Below are 18,688 nucleotides of genomic sequence, written 5' to 3' on the forward strand. Positions count from 1 at the left end.
CCGTCCCTGGAGGCGCATCCCCATGTCACACCGTCCGTTCCCGGGCCGTCGCGCGGTCCTGCGCGGCTCCCTCGCGGCCCCGGCGGCCCTGGCCCTGCCCACCGCGCTCGGCGCGGCGCCCGCCTTCGCCCGGTCCGGGCGCCCGCAGGCCGGCTGGGGGGTGCAGACGGGTGACGTGACCCGCGACTCCGGGCTGGTGTGGGTGCGTTCCGACCGCCCGGCCCGGATGGTCGTCGAGACGTCGGCGACCGAGTCGTTCCGCAATCCGCGCAGATGGCACGGCCCGCTGGTCGGCCCGGACACCGACTTCACCGGCACGACCCGGCTGCGCGGACTGCCGCCCGGCGAGCAGATCCACTACCGCGTGCTGCTCGCCGACCCCGACGACCCGCGCCGCACCGGCGAGCCGGTCACCGGCACGTTCCGCACGGTGCCGGCGCGGCGGCGCGACGGCGTGCGGTTCGTGTGGTCGGGCGACCTGGCCGGGCAGGGCTGGGGCATCAACCCCGACTTCGGCGGCTACCGCATCTTCGACGCGATGGCGCGGCTCGACCCGGACTTCTTCCTGTTCAGCGGTGACACCGTCTACGCCGACGGCCCCATCGCCGCCACCGCGGCCCTGCCGGACGGCGGCGTCTGGCGGAACGTCACCACCGAGGAGAAGTCCAAGGTCGCCGAGACCCTCGCCGAGTTCCGCGGCAACTTCCGCTACAACCTGCTCGACGAGAACCTGCGCCGGTTCAACGCCCGGGTGCCGTCCGTCGTGCAGTGGGACGACCACGAGGTGCGCAACAACTGGTACCCCGGCCAGCGGATCGCGGACACCGACGCGCGGTACACGGAGAAGAGCGTCGACGTGCTGGCGGCCCGGGCGCGGCGCGCGTTCAGCGAGTACTTCCCGATGTCCACGCTGCGGCCGGGCGCCCGGGAGGGGCGGGTGTACCGGGTGCTGCGGCAGGGGCCGCTGCTCGACGTGTTCGTGCTGGACATGCGGACGTACCGGGGCGCCAACTCCTCCGGCGACCAGACCGTCGACCCGCAGGGCATCCTCGGACGCGAGCAACTGGACTGGCTCAAGCGGGAACTGGCGCGGTCGCGGGCGGTGTGGAAGGTGATCGCCGCCGACATGCCGATCGGCCTGGTGGTGCCGGACACCTCCGAGGGCCGCAAGAACGTCGAGGCGGTGGCCCAGGGCGACCCGGGGGCGCCGCTGGGGCGGGAGCTGCAGATCGCGGAGCTGCTGCGGTTCGTCAAGCACCGGCGGATCACCGGCACGGTGTGGCTGACGGCCGACGTGCACCACACCTCGGCCCAGCACTACCAGCCCTCGCGGGCCGCGTTCGGCGACTTCGAGCCGTTCTGGGAGTTCGTCTCCGGTCCGCTGAACGCGGGCGCCTTCCCGGCCAGCGCGCTCGACGGCACCTTCGGCCCGGAACGGGTGTGGGTGAAGGCGCCGACCGCCTCGAACGTCTCGCCGGCGGGCGGCTACCAGTTCTTCGGCGAGGTCGACATCGACGGCGACAGCGGCGAGTTGACGGTGCGGATGCGGGAGCAGGACGGCACCGTCCTGTTCACCAAGACGCTGCAGCCCGGGCTGGTCGGCCAGTAACCCAGCAAAACAGACATAAATACTCTTTACTCGTCAGTCACAGTACGTTCGTGATCGCGAAACACGATTCCTTCACAGTGGCTGCATGAGCCGAGACATGTCCGAAGTGACCAACACCCGACACGAACACCCCGGGCACCGCCGGTGGGACCCGGCCCGACTCGCCGCGCGGTGCGCGGTCGCCCTCCGGACACGGTGGGCACGCCGCCACGGCCACGCACCGCCGGCGTCCGATACCGGCGGTGCCCGGCCGCCCTCCGCCGCGGCCGGGGACCGCGTGCTGTGGCGGATGCGGACGACGGTGAAGGACGAGCCGGGTTCGCTGGCCGCGCTGTGCACGGCGCTGGCCGAGCGGCGGGTCGACATCCTGAGCCTGCAGGCGCACCCGCTGGGCGAGGACACCGTCGACGAGTTCCTGCTGCGGGCACCGGCCGGCACGGACCTCACCGCGGCGGTGTCGCGCGCCGGGGGTTCGGACACCTGGATCGAGCGGGCCGACGCCCACGACCTGGTGGACGCCCCGACCCGGGTGCTGGGGCTGGCCGCCCGCACCGCCCAGGACACGGCGGAACTGCCGTTGGCGCTGCGCCAGTTGCTCGGCCGGTGCACGATCCGTTCGCTGCCCGCCGCACCGGCCGGCGGACACGGGAGGGCGCCGGCCGTGCCGGTGGAGGGGACCCTGGAGAACACCGTGATGCGGCTGCGCGCCCCGGAGGGCGGGGTGATCACCGTGGAACGGCCGTACCTGCCGTTCACCCCGACCGAGTTCGCCCGGGCCCGGGCGCTGGTGGACCTCGACGCCCGGCTCGGCCCGCGGATCCCGCACGGCCGGGACGTGCTCACGCTGCCCGAGGGCAGCGACATCTCGGTGCGCCGGGCGGACACCGACGACCTGCGGGCGGCGCGGGCGATGCACGACCGGTGCTCGGAGCGGACCCTGCGCATGCGGTACCACGGGCCGGTCGGCGACGCGGACCGCTACCTGAACCACCTGCTCGGTCCGCGCTTCGGACGGACGCTCGCGGCGCAGACCGCCTCGGGCCGCATCGTCGGCCTCGGCCACCTGCTGTGGGACGGCGACGAGACCGAGGTGGCGCTGATCGTGGAGGACGCCTGGCAGCGCCGGGGCGTCGGCGGTGAACTCCTCGCCCGGCTGGTCGCCATGGCCGTCGAGGCCGGCTGCGCCACCGTGTACGCCGTGACGCAGGCGTCCAACACCGGCATGGTCGCCGCGATGCGCGGCCTCGGGCTCCCCCTCGACTACCAGATCGAGGAGGGCACCCTGGTCGTCACGGCCCGCCTGGACGCCGAGCCGGCCGCGGGCCGCCTCCTGGAACTGCGCGGCCGCCGGACGGGGACCGGCCGGCCGTAGCTCCCCGTACGGCGGCCCGTCGGTCCGCACGGCGGATGCCGCCGTGCGGACCGACGGGCGCGCACGGACTCAGCCCCGCGCCAGTTCCTCCGGCCGGGCCGTCGCACCGGCCCGCTCCCCCAGGGCCGCGTCCAGGTCGGCCCACAGGTCCTCGACGTCCTCCAGGCCGACCGAGAGCCGCAGCAGCCGGTCGCTCACCCCGGCGTTCCTGCGGTCGTCGGCGTCGACGATGCGGTGGCTGATGGACGCCGGGTGCTGGATGAGGGAGTCCACGCTGCCGAGGCTCACCGCCGGGGTGACCAGCCGTACGCCGGCGATCACCGCGTGCGGGTCGCCGTGCACCTCGAAGGAGACCATCGCCCCGCCGATGCGCGGGTAGTGCACGCGGGCCACGCGCGGGTCGGCGGCGAGCCGGCGGGCGAGTTCGGCGGCGTTCGCGGACGCGGCCCGCACCCGCACCGGCAGCGTCGACAGGCCCCGCAGCAGCAGGTAGCCGGCCAGCGGATGCAGTACGCCACCGGTGGCGAACCGCACCTGGCGCAGCCGCCCGGCGAACTCCTCGTCGCAGGCCACCACGCCCGCCAGCACGTCCCCGTGACCGCCGAGGTACTTGGTCGCGCTGTGCAGCACCAGCCGCGCCCCGTGCTCGGCCGGGCGCTGGAGGACCGGGGTGGCGAAGGTGTTGTCGACGAGCAGCGGCACGGAGCCGCAGGCGTGGGCGACGGCCCGCAGGTCGACCTCGGCGAGCGTGGGGTTGGCCGGGGACTCGACCAGCACCAGACCGGTGTCCGGGCGCAGCGCGTCGGCGACCCCGGCCGGGTCGGTCCAGGTGACCTCGGAGCCGAGCAGTCCGGCGGTCAGCAGGTGGTCGCTGCACCCGTACAGGGGCCGCACCGCCACGACGTGGCGCAGGCCCGTCGCGCCGCGGGCCAGCAGGACGGCGCTGAGCGCGGCCATGCCGCTGGCGAACGCGACCGCCGACTCGGTGCCCTCGAGGCGGGCCAGGGCGGTCTCGAAGCGGGCGACGGTCGGGTTGCCGAGCCGTCCGTAGACCGGCGGGCCGTCCGGTTCGGCACCGGTGGCGGCGAAGGCGTCGATCCGGCCGGCCTCGCCGCGGCTGTCGTACGAGGGGTAGGTGGTGGACAGGTCGATCGGCGGGGCGTGCAGTCCCCGGCCGGCGAGGTCGTCGCGGCCCGCGTGCACGGCCTCGGTGTCGAGTGCTCTCCCGGTGGTGTGCGTGTCCGTGCCCAAGTTCATGGACGGAAGGGTGAACACCGACCGGGTCCCGGGAGCCGGTCCCCGTGCTACGTTCGGCCGGTGGCCGAATCTGTCGTACTGGATCCGGTGGACCTCCGTCTGCTGCGGCTGTTGCAGAACGACGCCCGGACGACGTACCGGGAGCTCGCCGCGCAGGTCGGGGTCGCGCCGTCGACCTGTCTGGACCGGGTGACCCGGTTGCGCCGCTCCGGCGTGATCCTCGGGCACCGGCTGGAGCTGGATCCGGCCAAGCTGGGACGGGGTCTGCAGGCGCTGCTGTCCGTGCAGGTCAGACCGCACCGGCGGGAGCTGGTGGGGCCGTTCGTGGAGCGGATCCGGGCACTGCCGGAGTCGCTGACCGTGTTCCACCTGACCGGTCCCGACGACTACCTCGTGCACGTCGCGGTCGCGGACATGGCGGATCTGCAGCGGCTGGTGCTGGACGAGTTCACGGCGCGGCGGGAGGTGGCGCGGGTGGAGACCCGGCTGATCTTCCAGCAGTGGGACTGCGGGCCGCTCCTGCCGCCTTCGCCCTCAGCACAAAGCGGATGACGTGCCGCGGGCCGCGTACCAGGATGGTCCGCATGTCTCAGACCAACAGCGCGCTGCCCCGTCAGGTCGCCGACGCCTACGTCGACGAGCTCGTCGCCCTCGACCCGATCACCGGGACCTTCCTCGGCGTGAAGGAGAGCTCCGCCCGTCTGCCCGACCTCTCGCCCGCCGGCCAGGAGGCGCTCGCCGAACTCCGGCGGGCCACCCTCGCGCGGCTCGACGAGGCCGAGCGCAGGCCCGGCGCGGACAGCGGCATCGAGCGCCGCTGCGCCCGCCTGCTGCGGGAGCGGCTCACCGCCGAACTGGCCGTGTACGAGGCCGACGAGGGGCTGCGCTCGGTCGGCAACCTGGGCACGATCGCGCACACGGTGCGCGAGGTGTTCACGGTGACGCCGGCGCAGACGGAGGAGGACTGGGCGGCGATCGCCGAGCGGCTGCGCGCGGTGCCGGCCGCGCTGGCCGGGTACCGCGAGTCCCTCGCGCTCGGCCTGGAGCGCAAGCTGTACGCGGCTCCGCGTCCGACGGCCACGTTCGTCGGGCAGCTCGGCGAGTGGGCGGACACCGGCGAGGGCCGCGGCTGGTTCGAGGACTTCGCCTCGGCCGGTCCGGACGCGCTGCGCGCGGACCTCGACGAGGCGGCCCGCACGGCCACCGCCGCCGTCGTGGAGCTGCGGGACTGGATGCGCGACGTGTACGCGCCGGCGGTCGAGGGCGCGCCGAACACCGTGGGCCGGGAGCGCTACGCCCGCTGGGCCCGCTACTACAACGGCATCGACCTGGACCTGGACGAGGCGTACGCGTACGGCTGGTCCGAGTACCACCGGCTGCTCGGCGAGATGAGGAAGGAGGCCGAGAAGATCCTGCCGGGTGCCGGGACGCCGTGGGTGGCGCTCGCGCACCTCGACGAGCACGGCCGGCACATCGAGGGCGTCGACGAGGTCCGCGACTGGCTCCAGGGCGTGATGGACCGGGCGATCGAGTCCCTGGACGGCACCCACTTCGACCTCGCCGAGCGGGTGCGGAGGGTGGAGTCGCGGATCGCCCCGCCGGGCAGCGCGGCGGCGCCGTACTACACGCCCCCGTCGGAGGACTTCTCCCGGCCGGGCTGCACCTGGCTGCCCACGATGGGCCTGACCCGCTTCCCGGTCTACGACCTGGTCTCCACCTGGTACCACGAGGGCGTCCCCGGGCACCACCTCCAGCTGGCGCAGTGGGTGCACGTGTCCGAGGACCTCTCCCGCTACCAGGCCTCCGTGGGCATGGTCAGCGCCAACGCCGAGGGCTGGGCGCTGTACGCGGAGCGGCTGATGGACGAGCTCGGGTTCCTCGCGGACGCCGAGGAGCGGCTGGGCTACCTGGACGCGCAGATGATGCGGGCGGCCCGGGTCATCGTCGACATCGGCATGCACCTGGAGCTCCGGATCCCGGCGGACTCTCCGTTCCACCCGGGTGAGCGCTGGACGCCGGAGCTGGCCGAGGAGTTCTTCGGGGCGCACAGCAGCCGCCCGGCGGACTTCGTGGAGAGCGAGCTGACCCGCTACCTGACGATCCCGGGCCAGGCGATCGGCTACAAGCTGGGCGAGCGGGCGTGGCTGCTGGGCCGGGAGAACGCGCGCCGGCGGCACGGCGACGCCTTCGACCTCAAGGCCTGGCACATGGCGGCCCTGTCCCAGGGTTCGCTGGGCCTGGACGACCTGGTGGAGGAGCTGTCGGCGCTGTGATCCGGCCGGCCGGCGCCGGAGTCCCCCGGAGCCGATGACCCGGACCGGTGATCCGGTCCGCCTCGTCGCGCGGCCGGCCGCGCGACGGGCGGGCGGGGCCGCCGGGACGCCCGGCTCCGCGCATCGCGCCGGCGGCCGGCCCCGCGGGGCGGACCCGCGGGGCCGGCCGGCGCGTTCCGCCGGCGGGGTCAGCAACCGCAGTCGGCGACGCCCACCGGGGCCGTCAGGGGGTCGGGGGCATGCTGTTCGCGGCCGTGCCGGGACTCGGACTCGAAGCCCTCGCGCACCCAGTACTCGAAGCCGCCGAGCATCTCCTTGACGCGGTAGCCGAGTTCGGCGAGGGCCAGTGCGGCGCGGGCGGCGCCGTCGCAGCCGGGGCCCCAGCAGTAGGTCACGACCGGCACCGACGGGTCCAGCAGTTCCCCGGCCCGCTCGGGCACGAGGGCCGCCGGAAGGTGGACGGCGCCGGGGACGTGGCCCTGGTCCCAGGCCTCGGTGGACCGCGAGTCCACCAGGACGAAACCGGGGTCGCCGCCGGCCGCGAGGGCGGCTGCCACGTCGGAGACGTCGGTGTGGAACGCGAGGCTCGCGCGGAAGTGGGCGGCGGCCGCGGCCGGGGAGGCGGGGGCGACGCGCAGGACGGGGTTCACCGTGGTGGAGGTCATGACGGAGAAACTACGGCCGCGGGGCCCCCGGCCGAAGGGGCGTTCCCCGGCCCCGGCCTTGATCCGCCGTGGATCCCCTGCTATTCCTCGGTGATGACCGCGTATTCCCCGGACGCCACCGACTGGCGCATCCTCGACGTCCTCCAGCGTGAGGGGCGGGCCAGTTTCGCCGAGCTGGCCCGTGCCGTCTCCATGTCCGCGAGCGCGGTCACCGAACGGGTGCGCCGCATGGAGGAGGCCGGGGTCATCCGGGGGTACACGGCGGTGGTGGACCCGGAGCGGATCGGCCTGCCGATCCTGGCCTTCGTCCGGCTGCGCTACCCGACCGGCAACTACAAGCCGTTCCACGACCTCGTCGCCGCGACGCCCGAGATCCTGGAGGCGCACCACGTCACGGGCGACGACTGCTTCGTCATCAAGGTCGCCGCCCGTTCGATGCGGCACCTGGAGGAGGTGTCGGGCCGGATCGGCGCGCTGGGGTCGGTGACCACCAGCGTCGTCTACTCCTCGCCGCTGCCGCGCCGCGCGCTGGGGCGCTGACGGCGCGGCGCACCGGACCCGTCCCCCGGGTCAGCGGACCCCGCGCTGCCGCAGCGCCGACCCCGCGCGGCCCTTCACGACCTCCAGCTGGGCGTGGACCCTGCGCCGCAGATCGGCGACGTGGCTGACGATGCCCACGCTGCGGTCGCGTTCGCGCAGGGAGTCCAGGACGTCCAGGACCTCGTCGAGGGTCTGGTCGTCGAGGCTGCCGAAGCCCTCGTCGATGAAGAGGGTGTCCAGCCGGACCCCGCCCGCCTCGTCGGTGACGACGTCGGCGAGACCGAGCGCGAGGGCGAGCGAGGCGAAGAACGTCTCGCCGCCCGAGAGGGTCGCCGTGTCGCGCTCCCGGCCGGTCCAGGCGTCCACGACGTGCAGGCCGAGCCCGCTGCGGCCGCGCCCGGTGCGGTCGTCGGAGTGGACGAGGGTGTAGCGGCCGGACGACATGCGGTGCAGGCGTACCGTCGCGGCGGCGGCGACCTGCTCCAGGCGGGCCGCCAGGACGTACGACTCCAGGCGCATCCTGCGCTCGTTGTCGGCGGAGGTGCCCGCGGTGAGGCCGGCCATGCGGGCCACGCGGCCGTACTCCTCGCGCAGCGGCCCCAGCCGGCGCACCGAGGCGGCGGCCCGTGCGGAGAGCCGGTCGAGTTCCGCGCAGCGGCGGGCGGCGGCGTCGCGCGCGGAGGCCGCCTCGCGCACCCGGCGGGCCGCTTCCTCGGCGGTCCGCTGCGCGGCGGCGGGGTCGGCGGGCGGCAGCTGCGCGGCGGCCGCGGTCTCCGGCTCCGCGAGGACGGCGCGGACGGCGGCCTCCTCCTGCCACCAGGCGTCCAGGCGCCGCTGCAGTGCGCGGTGGGCGGTGTCGTCGAGGAGGGCGTCGGCCGCGGCCTGCGGGGTGTCGAAGCCCGCGCGGAAGGCGGCGTCGGCGAGCCGGGCGTCGGCCTCCTTGAGCCGCTGGGCCGCGTCCTCGGCGGCGCGGACGGCGTCGGCGGCGTCCGTGAGCCGGGTGACGCTCCGCTCCAGCTGCTCGGCGCGCGCGGCCACGCTGGTCGCGGCCCCCCGCGCCCGGGCCAGCTCCTCCTCCAGGGCGGCCCTCTCACGGTCCAGCCGGTCGCGGTGGCCCACCCGGGAGGCGGCCCGGACCGCGGCCTCCCGCTGGGCGGCGATCCGCGTCCCGTGCTCGTGCTCCGCCCGGCGCAACTCCTCCTGGACGGAGTGCAGGACCGAGGCGGCGGCCCGGGCCTCGGCGTGGCGTTGCTCCAACTCCTCCACGGCGCGGGCGAGTTCTTCGGTGGGTGTGTCACCGGCCTCGGCGCGGGCGGCGGCCAGCGCCTCGCGCACGGCGCCGAGGCGCCGCTCGTCCCCGGCGCGCCGCTCCTCCGCGCGCTGGTGGTCGGCCAGGGCGCGCTCCTCCGCCTCGCGGTCGACGTGCCCGTCGACCCTGCGGGCGGGGGCGGGGTGTTCGGTGGCGCCGCAGACCGCGCAGGGCGCACCGTCGGTGAGGCCCGCGGCCAGTTCGGCGGCGATGCCGCCCAGTCGCTGCTCCTTGAGGTCGAGCCAGTGCTGCTTGGCCCTCAGGGCCTGTTCCCGGGCGGTGCGGACCTGCTCGGCGGCCCTCTCGGCGTCCTCGGCCAGCCGGTCGCGCGTCCGGGCCGCGTCCAGCCGCCTGCGCGCGGGGTCGCGCTGCACGGCGAGTTCACCGGCCCTGGTCCCGGCCTGCCGCGCGGACTCGATGCGGTCCTGCAGACCGGCCCTGGTCCCCTCCCAGTCCGCGAGCCAGCTCTCCGCGTCGTGCAGCACCTCCTCGTCGGCGCGCTCCTGACGCTCCAGCCCGGCCCGCTCCTCGAGGAGTTCCGCCAGCCTCCGCTCGGCCCGGCGGGCCGACTCCAGCCCGCCCAGCTCCTCGGCCGCGCGGCGCGCGGCGGCCGCGAGTCCGGCCGCCCCCTCGTCCGCGAAGGACGCCGGGAGCAGGGCCCGCGCGTGCGCCTCGGCGGCGGCCGCCCGGCGGTGCTCCGCGTCGGCGGCGTCCCGCAGTTCCAGGGCGGGGGCGACCGCCTCGGCCTTGCGGGCCCGCTCCATGCGGGCCTGGTCCTCCCGGTGGGCGCCGGCCCGCTCCTCCAGGCGCGCGGCCCGCTCCCGCGCCTCGGCGAACCGCCGTTGCAGGCGGTCCCGTTCGCGTACGTCGTCCAGGGCCCGGTCGGCGGCGGCCTGGGCGGACTCGGCGGCGGCGAGGCGGCAGTGGGCGACGGCGTACTGTTCGCGTGCGGTGCTGCGGGCCACGGCGGCCGCGCCCAGCACCGCCTCGGCCAGCCCCGGTTCGCCCGGCGCCAGTTCGGGCAGCTCCATGACGCCGCCCGCCGCCTGCTGCATGCGGTGCGCGTCGGCCAGCAGGTCCGCGTCGCCGTCCCGCACCCGGGCCTCGGCGGCGCGCCGGCGTTCGGCGAGGCGCTTCTCCACGTCGGCGAAGCGGCGGGTGTCGAAGAGGCGGCCCAGCAGCTTGCCGCGCGCCTCGGCGTCGGCGCGCAGGAAGCGCGCGAAGTCGCCCTGGGGCAACAGCACGACCTGGCAGAACTGCTCCCGGCTCATGCCGAGGAGCTGGGTGATCTCCTCGCCGACCTCCTGGTGCGAACGGCTGAGGTCCTTCCAGGTGCCCCGGGCCGCGTCGTGCTCGCGCAGCCAGGTCTGGGCCTTGTCCAGCGTGGTGCCCGTGCCGCGCTTCTTCGGGCGCTCCCAGGGCGGTTGCCGGGTGATCTCCAACCGGCGCCCGGCGACGGTGAGTTCCAGGGTGACCGAGGTGCGGGTCCCCGGTGCGGCGTGGTCGCTGCGCAGGGACGTGCCCTGACCGCTCTGCCGGGCCCCGGGGACGGAGCCGTACAGGGCGTAGCAGACGGCGTCCAGCACCGAGGTCTTCCCGGCGCCGGTGGGGCCGTGCAGCAGGAAGAGCCCGGCGGCGGACAGCTCGTCGAAGTCGACGGTCTGGAGGTCCCCGAAGGGCCCGAAGGCGGTGATGTCCAGCCGGTGCAGCCTCACCGGGCCACCTCCCGCACCGTCTCGTCCGCGCGGACCGCGTCGAAGGCGTCCCGCAGGACGGCGCGCTCGTGCTCGTCGGGGCCGGCGCCGCGCACGTGGGCCACGAAGTCCTCGGCGATCTGCAGGTCGCCGCGGCCGGCGAGGCGGCGGGCGTAGGACACCTCGGGGTCGTCCGCCGGCCGGTCCGGGGCGAAGACGAGGCTGAGGGTGTGCGGGAAGCGCTCGGTCAGCCGGGCCATGGGGTCGGCCGGGCGGACCGGGTCGGTGAGCGTCGCCTCGACCCACGCCTCCTCGTGCCGCGCCAGTGCGGGATCGGCGAGCAGTTCCTCCAGGGTGCCGCGGATCCGGGCCAGGGCCCGCGGCACCGGGCAGTCGACGCGCTCGGCGGTGACGGCCCCGTCGGCGGCCAGGTCGACCAGCCACATGCTCTTGCGGTGGCCGGCCTCCGAGAAGGAGTACGGCAGCGGGGAGCCGGAGTAGCGCACCCGCTCGGTGAGGGTCTGGCAGCCGTGCAGATGCCCGAGCGCCACGTAGTCGACGCCGTCGAACACCCCGGCGGGCACGGCGGCCACTCCCCCGACGGTGATGTCCCGTTCGCTGTCGCTGGGCCTGCCGCCGGTGACGAAGGCGTGGGCGAGGACGACGCTGCGGGTGCCGCGCGCGCGTGCGGCGAGGTCGGCGCGGACCCGGTCCATGGCGGCGGCGAGCACCGTCTCGTGGCCGGCCTTCTCCACGCCGAACTCGTCCCTCACCAGGGCGGGTTCGAGGTACGGCAGCCCGTAGAGGGCGACGTCGCCGTGGGCGTCGGACAGGACCACGGGCGTGCCGCACGCGGACGGTTCGGTGCGCAGGTGGATGCCCGCGCGCCCGATGAGCCCGGCGCCGACGCCGAGACGACGGGCCGAGTCGTGGTTGCCGGAGATCATCACCGTCGGCACGCCGAGGCCGGCGAGGCGGTGCAGCGCGTCGTCGAACAGCTCGACCGCGGCGAGCGGCGGTACCGCGCGGTCGTACACGTCTCCCGACACGACCACCGCGTCCACGTCGCGCTCCCGCACGGTGGTGACGAGGTGGTCGACGAACGCGGCCTGGGCACCGAGCATGTTGACCCGGTGGAACGCCCGGCCGAGGTGCCAGTCGGAAGTGTGCAGCAGTCTCATGATTCCCGCAGGGTATCCGCCGGGCCCGGCGGCACGGGCGGTCGCTCCCGTATCGGTCGCTCCCGCACCGCTCCGTCACGGCCCGGCCCGGGCGCGCCCGTCACGCTCCCGGACGCGGGTGTGCGCGCCCGGCGCCCGTCACGCGTCCCCGTACGCCTCTCCGCCGAGTTCGAACCCGGCCGTGCCCGCGGTCGCGTCGGCGAGCCAGGCGCGGAAGGCCGCCACGTCGGCGTCCGGGAGGCCGATCTCGATCGTGACCTCCTCGCCGTAGCGCACGTCCCGCACCTCGCGGCCGGTGGCGCGCAGGTCGTTCTGGACCTTGCCGGCCCGCTGGTGGTCGACGGTCACCGTGGCCAGCCGGAAGCGGCGCCGGGTGATGGTGCCGAGGGCGTCCAGGGCCTCGCCGACGGCGCCGCCGTACGCGCGGATGAGGCCGCCGGCGCCGAGCTTGACGCCGCCGTAGTAGCGGGTGACGACGGCGACGGCGTACCGCATGTCGCGGCGGAGCAGCATCTGGAGCATGGGGACGCCCGCGGTGCCGCCGGGTTCGCCGTCGTCGCTGGCCTTCTGGGTCGAGGCGTCGGCGCCGATGACGTAGGCCCAGCAGTTGTGGGTGGCGTCGGCGTGCTCCTTGCGCACGGCGGCGATGAAGTCCTGCGCCTCCCGCTCGGTGGCCGCCGGGGCGAGGGCGCACAGGAAGCGGGAGCGGTTGATCTCGGTCTCGTGCACACCCGCGCGCGCGACGGTGCGGTACTCGTCCTGCATCCGGCCAGCCTATGCGCCGCCGTGCGGGCCGGCCGCCCCGGTCACCGCTTCCCGCCCCGGGGCACGGTCACCCCCGGGGCACGATCACCGAGGTCAGCAGCGCGGCGCCGGGGGCGAGGTCCCGCCAGTCGGCGCCGCGCCAGGCCAGGACGGCGACGGCGGAGGTCGGGAACTTCTCGCGGACGCGGTCCAGGGTGTCGTCCAGGCCGTCGTCGGCCAGCGTCAGGACGAGGTCCTCCAGGCCGGGGTTGTGGCCGACCAGCAGCAGCGTCTCGACGTCGGCCGGCGTCTCGCGCACCACGGCCAGCAGTTCGGGGACGCCGGCGGCGTACAGCCTCGGGTCGTACCGGACCGGCGGGGGCGTGCCCCACTGCGCGGCGGCCAGCTCCCAGGTCCGGCGGGCGCGTACGGCGGTGGAGCACAGGGCGAGGCCGGGCAGGCAGTCGGCCTCGGCGAGCGCGCGTCCGGCGGCGGGGGCGTCCCTGCGGCCGCGCGGGGCGAGGGGGCGTTCGTGGTCGGTGACGTCCCCGGGCCGGGCGGACTTGGCGTGGCGCAGGACGACCAGGCGGCGCAGCGGTCCCGCCCCGGGGCGCTCGATCATGCCGGGGATCCCAGGTCACGGGTGAGCTCGAGGCCGAGCAGCCGGTCCGCGTAGGCGTACGTCTCGAAGCGGGCGCCGTCCGGCGTGTCCGGGTCGGTCCCCACCGCGCGCAGGACGCGGAGCACGCCGCCCGTGTCCAGATCGTCCTCCCACGCGGTGCGCAGGTCCGCGCGCACCCGGTCGGGGATGGGGCGCGAGGGCCGGCGTGCCCAGGCGGCGACCGCGCGGCGCCAGTGGGCGAGGGTGTCCCCGGCGTCGCCCAGGGCGGCCGTGCCGATCCGCAGGGGTGTGCCCCTGGGGTGCGCGAGCAGGGCGAGGCGCAGCACGGCGGGGTCGGCGTCGCCGGGCGGGCCGGGCGCCTCCCAGTGGACGGGGCCCACCAGGACGCGCACCCCGTCGGGCGCCGCGCCGCCCTCGCCCACCACGTGCAGGACCTGCGCCTCGCCCAGGCCGGTGCCCGTGTCCCGGCCGTCCTCGAAGGGCCGGACGCCGAGTGCCGCGCCCGCCGCGCGCAGTTCCCCCTGCTGCCGTTCGCCGGTGAGCAGCGCCCACACCGGGGTGCCGCCGAGCTCCAGGGCGCGCACGAGCAGGTCGGCGACGAGCAGCACGCGCAGGTCCGCCGGGTCCGACCCGTGCGTGTGGGCCTGGACGCGGGTCAGGCCCCGCCGGGCGGGGGCGGCCTCCACGAGCTCGCCGGTTCGGGCGTCGGTGATGCGCAGCACGAGGTGAGCGTAGGCGCGCGGGCGGCCGTGCGCGGGCATCTCGCACGCTTTCCGGCTCGTCGTGGCGGATCCGGGCCGGCCGCCGCCGGGAATCACCGCGCGCCCCGGGTCGTTGTCGCGGGAACAGCACTTTCACGACACTCCGGGAGGCCGACGGTGTACGGCGACGAGGCAACGGTCCGCAAGATCCTCACCGAGCTCGGCGACACCTGGGCCGTGGTGGGCCTGTCGTCGAACCGGCAGCGCGCGGCGTACGGCGTCGCCCAGGTGCTGCAGCGCTTCGGCAAGCGCGTGGTGCCGGTGCACCCGAAGGCCGAGACGGTGCACGGCGAGCGGGGTTACGCCTCGCTCGCGGACGTCCCCTTCGACGTGGACGTCGTGGACGTGTTCGTCAACAGCGACCTGGCCGGAGCCGTCGCGGACGAGGCGGTGGCCAAGGGCGCCGACGCGGTGTGGTTCCAGCTCGGCGTCGTCGACGAGGCGGCCTACGGGCGCACCCGCGCGGCGGGGCTGGAGATGGTCATGGACCGCTGCCCGGCGATCGAGATCCCCCGGCTCCGCTAGGGCCCGTCCACCGAGGGGTCCCGTCCGCCGGGGTCCCGTGCGGCGCGGGGCCCGTACGACGCGGTGCCCCCGCGCTGCCGTGCCGCCATAATGACCCGGTGGACCAGACCCCCCACCGCTCCGGCTCCCCTGCCCCGCAACGGTTTCCGGTCGTCGTCGTGGGCGCCGGACCCGCCGGGCTCACCGTCGGCAACATCCTGCGGGCGGCCGGCCTGGACTGCCTGGTCCTGGAGAGCGAGACCCGGGAGTCCGTCGAGCGGCGGCCCCGCGCCGGGGTGATCGAGGAGCGGGCGGTGCGCGGTCTGGAACGGCGCGGTCTCGCGCGGAACCTGCTGGAGCGGGCCGAGCTGCACACCGCGTGCGAGTTCCGCTTCGACGGGGAGCGGTACCGGTTCCCCTACCAGGAACTGACGGGGAGTCACCACTGGGTCTACCCGCAGCCGTTGCTGGTGACGGACCTGGTGCGCGAGTACGCGGACGTCCGCGGCGGACGGATCCGGTTCGGCGTGCGCGACGTGCGGCTGCACGACCTGGACGGCGGCCGGCCGTCGGTGTCGTATCTCTGCCCGGAGACCGGACGGCGGCAGGTCGTCCGGTGCGACTTCGTCGCGGGCTGCGACGGAGCCCGCGGGGTGACCAGGGCCTCCGTCGCGCCGGAGCGGGCCCGCGTCGCACGGCACGACTACGGCATCGGCTGGCTGGCCCTGCTCGCCGAGGCGCCGCCGTCCGCCGACTGCGTGCTGTTCGGCTGCCATCCGGACGGCTTCGCCGGGCAGATGCCCCGCAGTCCGGAGGTGACCCGCTACTACCTCCAGTGCCCGCCCGGCGACGACCCGGACAACTGGCCGCACGAACGCGTCTGGGCGGAACTGCGGCGCCGGCTCGGGGCGGCCGGGGCGCCCCCGCCGGCCGAGGGGCCGCTGCTCGAGAAGCGCGTGCTGGCCATGCACGACTACGTCACCGAGCCGATGGTGTTCGGGCGGCTCTTCCTGGCCGGGGACGCGGCCCACCTGGTCGCGCCGATCGCCGCCAAGGGCATGAACCTCGCCCTGCACGACGCCTTCCTGCTCGGGGACGCGCTGGCCGCCCGGCTCACGAAGGGCGACGACAGCGAACTGGCCGGCTACTCGGCGGCGTGCCTGCGGCGCGTGTGGGACTACCAGGAGTTCTCGCAGTGGCTGTCCGAGCTGTACCACGGCACCGCGGCGGGAGACCCGTTCCGCGCCGGCACCACGCTCGCCCGGCTGCGCCGCCTGTTCGCCTCGCCCAGCGCCGCCGCCGCCTTCGCGGAGCAGTACCTGGGCACGGCCGCGCGGTACTGAGTCGCCGGCGTTCCGCCGGCCGCGGTCCCGTCAGTCGTGCGGCGGCCGGTCGCCGATCCGGTGGTCGGCCACGTTCAGCGCCTCGTCCACCAGGCGGCGCAGGTGTCCGTCGCGCAGTGAGTAGATCACCCGGCGGCCCTCCTTGCGCGTGTCCACCAGCCCCGCCAGGCGCAGCCGCGCCAGGTGCTGGCTGACCGCCGGCCGCGCCGCGCCGCACACCTCGGTGAGCGTGGTGACGTCGGCCTCGCCGCCGGTCAGGGCGTGCAGCAGGGTCAGCCGGGTGCGGTCGCCGAGCAGGGCGAGGAGCTCCGCCGCGAGCGCGAAGTGCTCCTCGCCCGGCGTGCGTGGGTGCGCATCGTGCGCAGGTGACAGGTGCATGCGTGCGCTCATACGCACATAATGGTCCCGCGGACGTCACCACGTCCACCTCGCGCACCGGAAGGGGTCCCGCGTGAACCGACGGCACGCACACCACCACGAGCACGGGCACCACCACGGGCACGAGCCCGCCCCCGGGCGCCCCCGGGCGCCCCTGCGCCACCGCCTCGCCCATCTCCTCGCCCCCCACTCCCACGAGACCGCGGACAAACTGGATCCCGCCCTCGAGTCCTCGGCGCGGGGCGTGCGCGCGCTGTGGGTCTCGCTGGCGGTGCTCGGCGCGACCGCGCTGGCGCAGGCGGCCGTGGTGGCCGTCTCGGGTTCGGTGGCCCTGCTCGGCGACACGGTGCACAACGCCGCGGACGCGCTGACCGCCGTACCGCTGGGCATCGCCTTCGTGCTGGGGCGGCGCGCCGCCACCCGCCGCTTCACCTACGGCTACGGGCGGGCCGAGGACCTGGCCGGCATCCTCGTCGTGCTGACCATCGCCGCGTCCGCGGCCTTCGCCGGCTGGACCGCGTTCGGCCGGCTCCTCGACCCGCGCCCCGTCGAGCACGTGCCGGCGGTCGCCGTCGCGGCGCTCGTCGGGTTCGCGGGCAACGAGTGGGTGGCCCGCTACCGCATCCGCGTCGGCCGCGCCATCGGCTCGGCCGCCCTGGTCGCCGACGGACTGCACGCCCGCACCGACGGGTTCACCTCGCTGGCCGTGCTGCTGGGCGCCGGCGGCGCGGCCCTCGGGTGGCGGCTCGCGGACCCGGTCGTGGGACTGGTGATCACGGCGGCGATCGCGCTGGTCCTGCGGGACGCCGCGCGGGAGGTGTTCCGGCGGGTGATGGACGCCGTCGACCCGGCGCTGGTGGACCGGGCCGAGCGGGCGCTGAGCGGGGTCCCGGGGGTGCGCGGCGTGGGCGAGCTGCGGCTGCGCTGGATCGGCCACCGGCTGCGCGCCGAGGTGGCGGTCGTGGTGGACGGCGGGGCGACGGTGCGCGAGGCGCACCGCATCGCGGTCGACGCGGAACACGCCCTGCTGCACGCCGTGCCGCGCCTCACCGCGGCCCTGGTCCACGCCGATCCGGAGCCGGTGCCGGGCGAGGCGGATCCGCACCTGGCGCTGGCCCACCACGCGGCGCGCGGGGCGTCCTGATCACCGGCGCCGCCGCCCGGCCGGGGGGCCGGGCGGCGGCCGCGGCGGAGCGCCCTCAGGCGACCCCCAGTCCCTCCAGGACGACCGCCCCGGGGAGCTCCGCGAACGCCTTGCCCGGCACCAGCAGCTTGCCCCGGCGCCGGCCGCTGCCCACGAGCACGTACGGCAGGTCGACGACGGTCGCGTCCACCAGCACCGGCCAGTCGTCCGGCAGCCCGACCGGGGTGATGCCGCCGTACTCCATGCCCGTCTCCCCCGTCGCCGTGTCCATCGGGGCGAAGGACGCCTTGCGGGCACCGAGGTGACGGCGCACGACCCCGTTGACGTCGACCCGGGTGGTGGACGGCACGACACAGGCGGCGAGCGTGCTCCCCCCGCCGCGCTTGCCCGCGACCACCACGCAGTTCGCCGACCGCTCCAGCAGGTCCCGGCCGTAGTGCTCCACGAAGACGGCGGTGTCGGCCCAGCGCGGATCGGTGTCGACGTAGAGGATCTGGTCGGCGGGGACGCCGCCGCTCCAGGCGCGGACGGCGGCGGCGACCGGGGCGGTGAGCTCGTCGAGGCAGTCGGGAGCGGGGGTGGCGTGGTCGAAGTCTCCGATGGGTGCGCGCATGGCCGCACCGTAACAGCACCCGCCGGCCCCCGGAGGGGTGTCTCAGTGCACGGGCGGCACGGAGACGGTCATGATCATCTCCATCGGGACGTCGCCCCGATTGCCGTAGGTGTGCGCGGTGTTGGCCTCGAAGGAGGCACTCGCGCCGGCCGGCACGCGGTGCTCCACCCCGTCGACGGTGAGCGCCAGCTCCCCGGACGTGACGTGGACGAGTTCGACCGTGCCGGCGGGGTGCGGGTCGGAGTCGCTGCTCTCGCCCGGCATGAGCCGCCAGTCCCACATCTCCAGCGGGCCGGGGGCCTCGGTGCCCGCGAGCAGCCGGTTGTAGCTGCCGCCCTCGGTGTGCCAGAGCCGTACGGCCTGGTCGGCGGGGACGATGCGGACCTTGGGGCCCCGCTCGTAGTCGAGCAGGGTGGGGACGCTGACTCCCAGCGCGTCGCCGATCTTGACGACCGTGCCGATGCTCGGGTTGGTGCGGGCCTGCTCGATCTGGATGAGCATGCCGCGGCTGACGCCCGCCCGTGCCGCCAGCGCGTCCAGGGTGAAGCCGCGCTCGGTGCGCCAGCGCTTGACGTTGCGCGCCAGGGACCGGGTCAGCAGGTCGAGGTCCGACACGTTCCGTCCCTTTCGTTCCATGGAATGGATGTTGGAGTTCAGTTCACTCGACCACGGTGGGGCG

At 75.7% G+C, this 18,688-nt stretch carries 18 protein-coding genes; 8 read left to right on the forward strand and 10 right to left on the reverse strand.

All coding sequences use genetic code 11. The annotated features are described in order from the left end of the window. Positions 1-22 precede the first annotated feature (22 nt). Both GL259_RS07435 and GL259_RS07440 read left to right on the forward strand, forming a co-directional pair. A complete protein-coding gene (locus tag GL259_RS07435; RefSeq protein ID WP_159530375.1) occupies positions 23-1,609 on the forward strand; it encodes an alkaline phosphatase D family protein in 1,587 nt (528 codons plus the stop codon). A 97-nt stretch (positions 1,610-1,706) separates the two neighbouring features. Next, the gene (locus GL259_RS07440) at positions 1,707-2,981 is read left to right on the forward strand and encodes a GNAT family N-acetyltransferase (RefSeq protein ID WP_159538450.1); all 1,275 of its coding nucleotides are present in this window, start codon (positions 1,707-1,709) and stop codon (positions 2,979-2,981) included. A 69-nt stretch (positions 2,982-3,050) separates the two neighbouring features. On the opposite strand, the gene GL259_RS07445 is transcribed toward GL259_RS07440, so the two are convergent. Further along, positions 3,051-4,238, reverse strand: coding sequence for a PLP-dependent transferase (locus tag GL259_RS07445; RefSeq protein ID WP_159530377.1), 1,188 nt, complete (start codon positions 4,236-4,238; stop codon positions 3,051-3,053). Between the two features lie 60 nt (positions 4,239-4,298). Here GL259_RS07445 and GL259_RS07450 point away from each other — a divergent pair, with 60 nt between their 5' ends. Further along, complete coding sequence (locus GL259_RS07450) at positions 4,299-4,790, forward strand: Lrp/AsnC family transcriptional regulator (RefSeq protein WP_159530379.1); 492 nt, start codon at positions 4,299-4,301, stop codon at positions 4,788-4,790. Between the two features lie 32 nt (positions 4,791-4,822). Beyond that, positions 4,823-6,511, forward strand: coding sequence for a DUF885 domain-containing protein (locus GL259_RS07455; RefSeq protein ID WP_159530381.1), 1,689 nt, complete (start codon positions 4,823-4,825; stop codon positions 6,509-6,511). 188 nt (positions 6,512-6,699) lie between these two features. On the opposite strand, the gene GL259_RS07460 is transcribed toward GL259_RS07455, so the two are convergent. After that, entirely contained in the window at positions 6,700-7,176 is a 477-nt protein-coding gene (locus GL259_RS07460) for a rhodanese-like domain-containing protein (RefSeq protein WP_159530383.1), read from the reverse strand. A 93-nt stretch (positions 7,177-7,269) separates the two neighbouring features. Between GL259_RS07460 and GL259_RS07465 the strand changes: the two genes are divergently transcribed. Beyond that, positions 7,270-7,716, forward strand: coding sequence for an Lrp/AsnC family transcriptional regulator (locus GL259_RS07465; RefSeq protein WP_159530385.1), 447 nt, complete (start codon positions 7,270-7,272; stop codon positions 7,714-7,716). 30 nt (positions 7,717-7,746) lie between these two features. Here the strand turns inward: GL259_RS07465 and GL259_RS07470 are convergent, their stop codons facing one another. The 5 genes from GL259_RS07470 to GL259_RS07490 form a co-directional block, all read right to left on the reverse strand. Then, on the reverse strand, positions 7,747-10,740 hold the full coding sequence (locus GL259_RS07470) for an SMC family ATPase (RefSeq protein WP_159530387.1): 2,994 nt from the start codon (positions 10,738-10,740) through the stop codon (positions 7,747-7,749). Then, complete coding sequence (locus GL259_RS07475; RefSeq protein WP_159530389.1) at positions 10,737-11,900, reverse strand: exonuclease SbcCD subunit D; 1,164 nt, start codon at positions 11,898-11,900, stop codon at positions 10,737-10,739. Before GL259_RS07475 ends, GL259_RS07470 begins: the two co-directional genes overlap by 4 nt. 138 nt (positions 11,901-12,038) lie before the next feature. Further along, positions 12,039-12,665: a YigZ family protein gene (locus GL259_RS07480; RefSeq protein ID WP_159530391.1), complete on the reverse strand. Its 627-nt coding sequence runs from the start codon at positions 12,663-12,665 to the stop codon at positions 12,039-12,041. Positions 12,666-12,732: 67 nt separating this feature from the next. Next, on the reverse strand, positions 12,733-13,266 hold the full coding sequence (locus tag GL259_RS07485; protein ID WP_159530393.1) for a histidine phosphatase family protein: 534 nt from the start codon (positions 13,264-13,266) through the stop codon (positions 12,733-12,735). Next, positions 13,263-14,027: a hypothetical protein gene (locus GL259_RS07490; protein WP_159530395.1), complete on the reverse strand. Its 765-nt coding sequence runs from the start codon at positions 14,025-14,027 to the stop codon at positions 13,263-13,265. Before GL259_RS07490 ends, GL259_RS07485 begins: the two co-directional genes overlap by 4 nt. A 117-nt stretch (positions 14,028-14,144) precedes the next feature. Here GL259_RS07490 and GL259_RS07495 point away from each other — a divergent pair, with 117 nt between their 5' ends. Next, complete coding sequence (locus tag GL259_RS07495; RefSeq protein WP_159530397.1) at positions 14,145-14,552, forward strand: CoA-binding protein; 408 nt, start codon at positions 14,145-14,147, stop codon at positions 14,550-14,552. Positions 14,553-14,650: 98 nt separating this feature from the next. Next, on the forward strand, positions 14,651-15,874 hold the full coding sequence (locus tag GL259_RS07500; RefSeq protein ID WP_159530399.1) for a 4-hydroxybenzoate 3-monooxygenase: 1,224 nt from the start codon (positions 14,651-14,653) through the stop codon (positions 15,872-15,874). Between the two features lie 30 nt (positions 15,875-15,904). Here the strand turns inward: GL259_RS07500 and GL259_RS07505 are convergent, their stop codons facing one another. Then, complete coding sequence (locus GL259_RS07505) at positions 15,905-16,264, reverse strand: metalloregulator ArsR/SmtB family transcription factor (RefSeq protein WP_166461439.1); 360 nt, start codon at positions 16,262-16,264, stop codon at positions 15,905-15,907. A gap of 61 nt (positions 16,265-16,325) precedes the next feature. On the opposite strand from GL259_RS07505, the gene GL259_RS07510 reads away from it, so the two are divergent. Next, entirely contained in the window at positions 16,326-17,396 is a 1,071-nt protein-coding gene (locus GL259_RS07510; protein ID WP_159530401.1) for a cation diffusion facilitator family transporter, read from the forward strand. 55 nt (positions 17,397-17,451) lie between these two features. Here the strand turns inward: GL259_RS07510 and GL259_RS07515 are convergent, their stop codons facing one another. Next, positions 17,452-18,009: a YbaK/EbsC family protein gene (locus GL259_RS07515; protein ID WP_159530403.1), complete on the reverse strand. Its 558-nt coding sequence runs from the start codon at positions 18,007-18,009 to the stop codon at positions 17,452-17,454. A gap of 42 nt (positions 18,010-18,051) precedes the next feature. Then, the gene (locus tag GL259_RS07520) at positions 18,052-18,624 is read right to left on the reverse strand and encodes an XRE family transcriptional regulator (protein WP_166461631.1); all 573 of its coding nucleotides are present in this window, start codon (positions 18,622-18,624) and stop codon (positions 18,052-18,054) included. Positions 18,625-18,688: the final 64 nt, after the last annotated feature.

The organism is Streptomyces sp. Tu 3180, assembly GCF_009852415.1.
GTDB lineage: Bacteria > Actinomycetota > Actinomycetes > Streptomycetales > Streptomycetaceae > Streptomyces.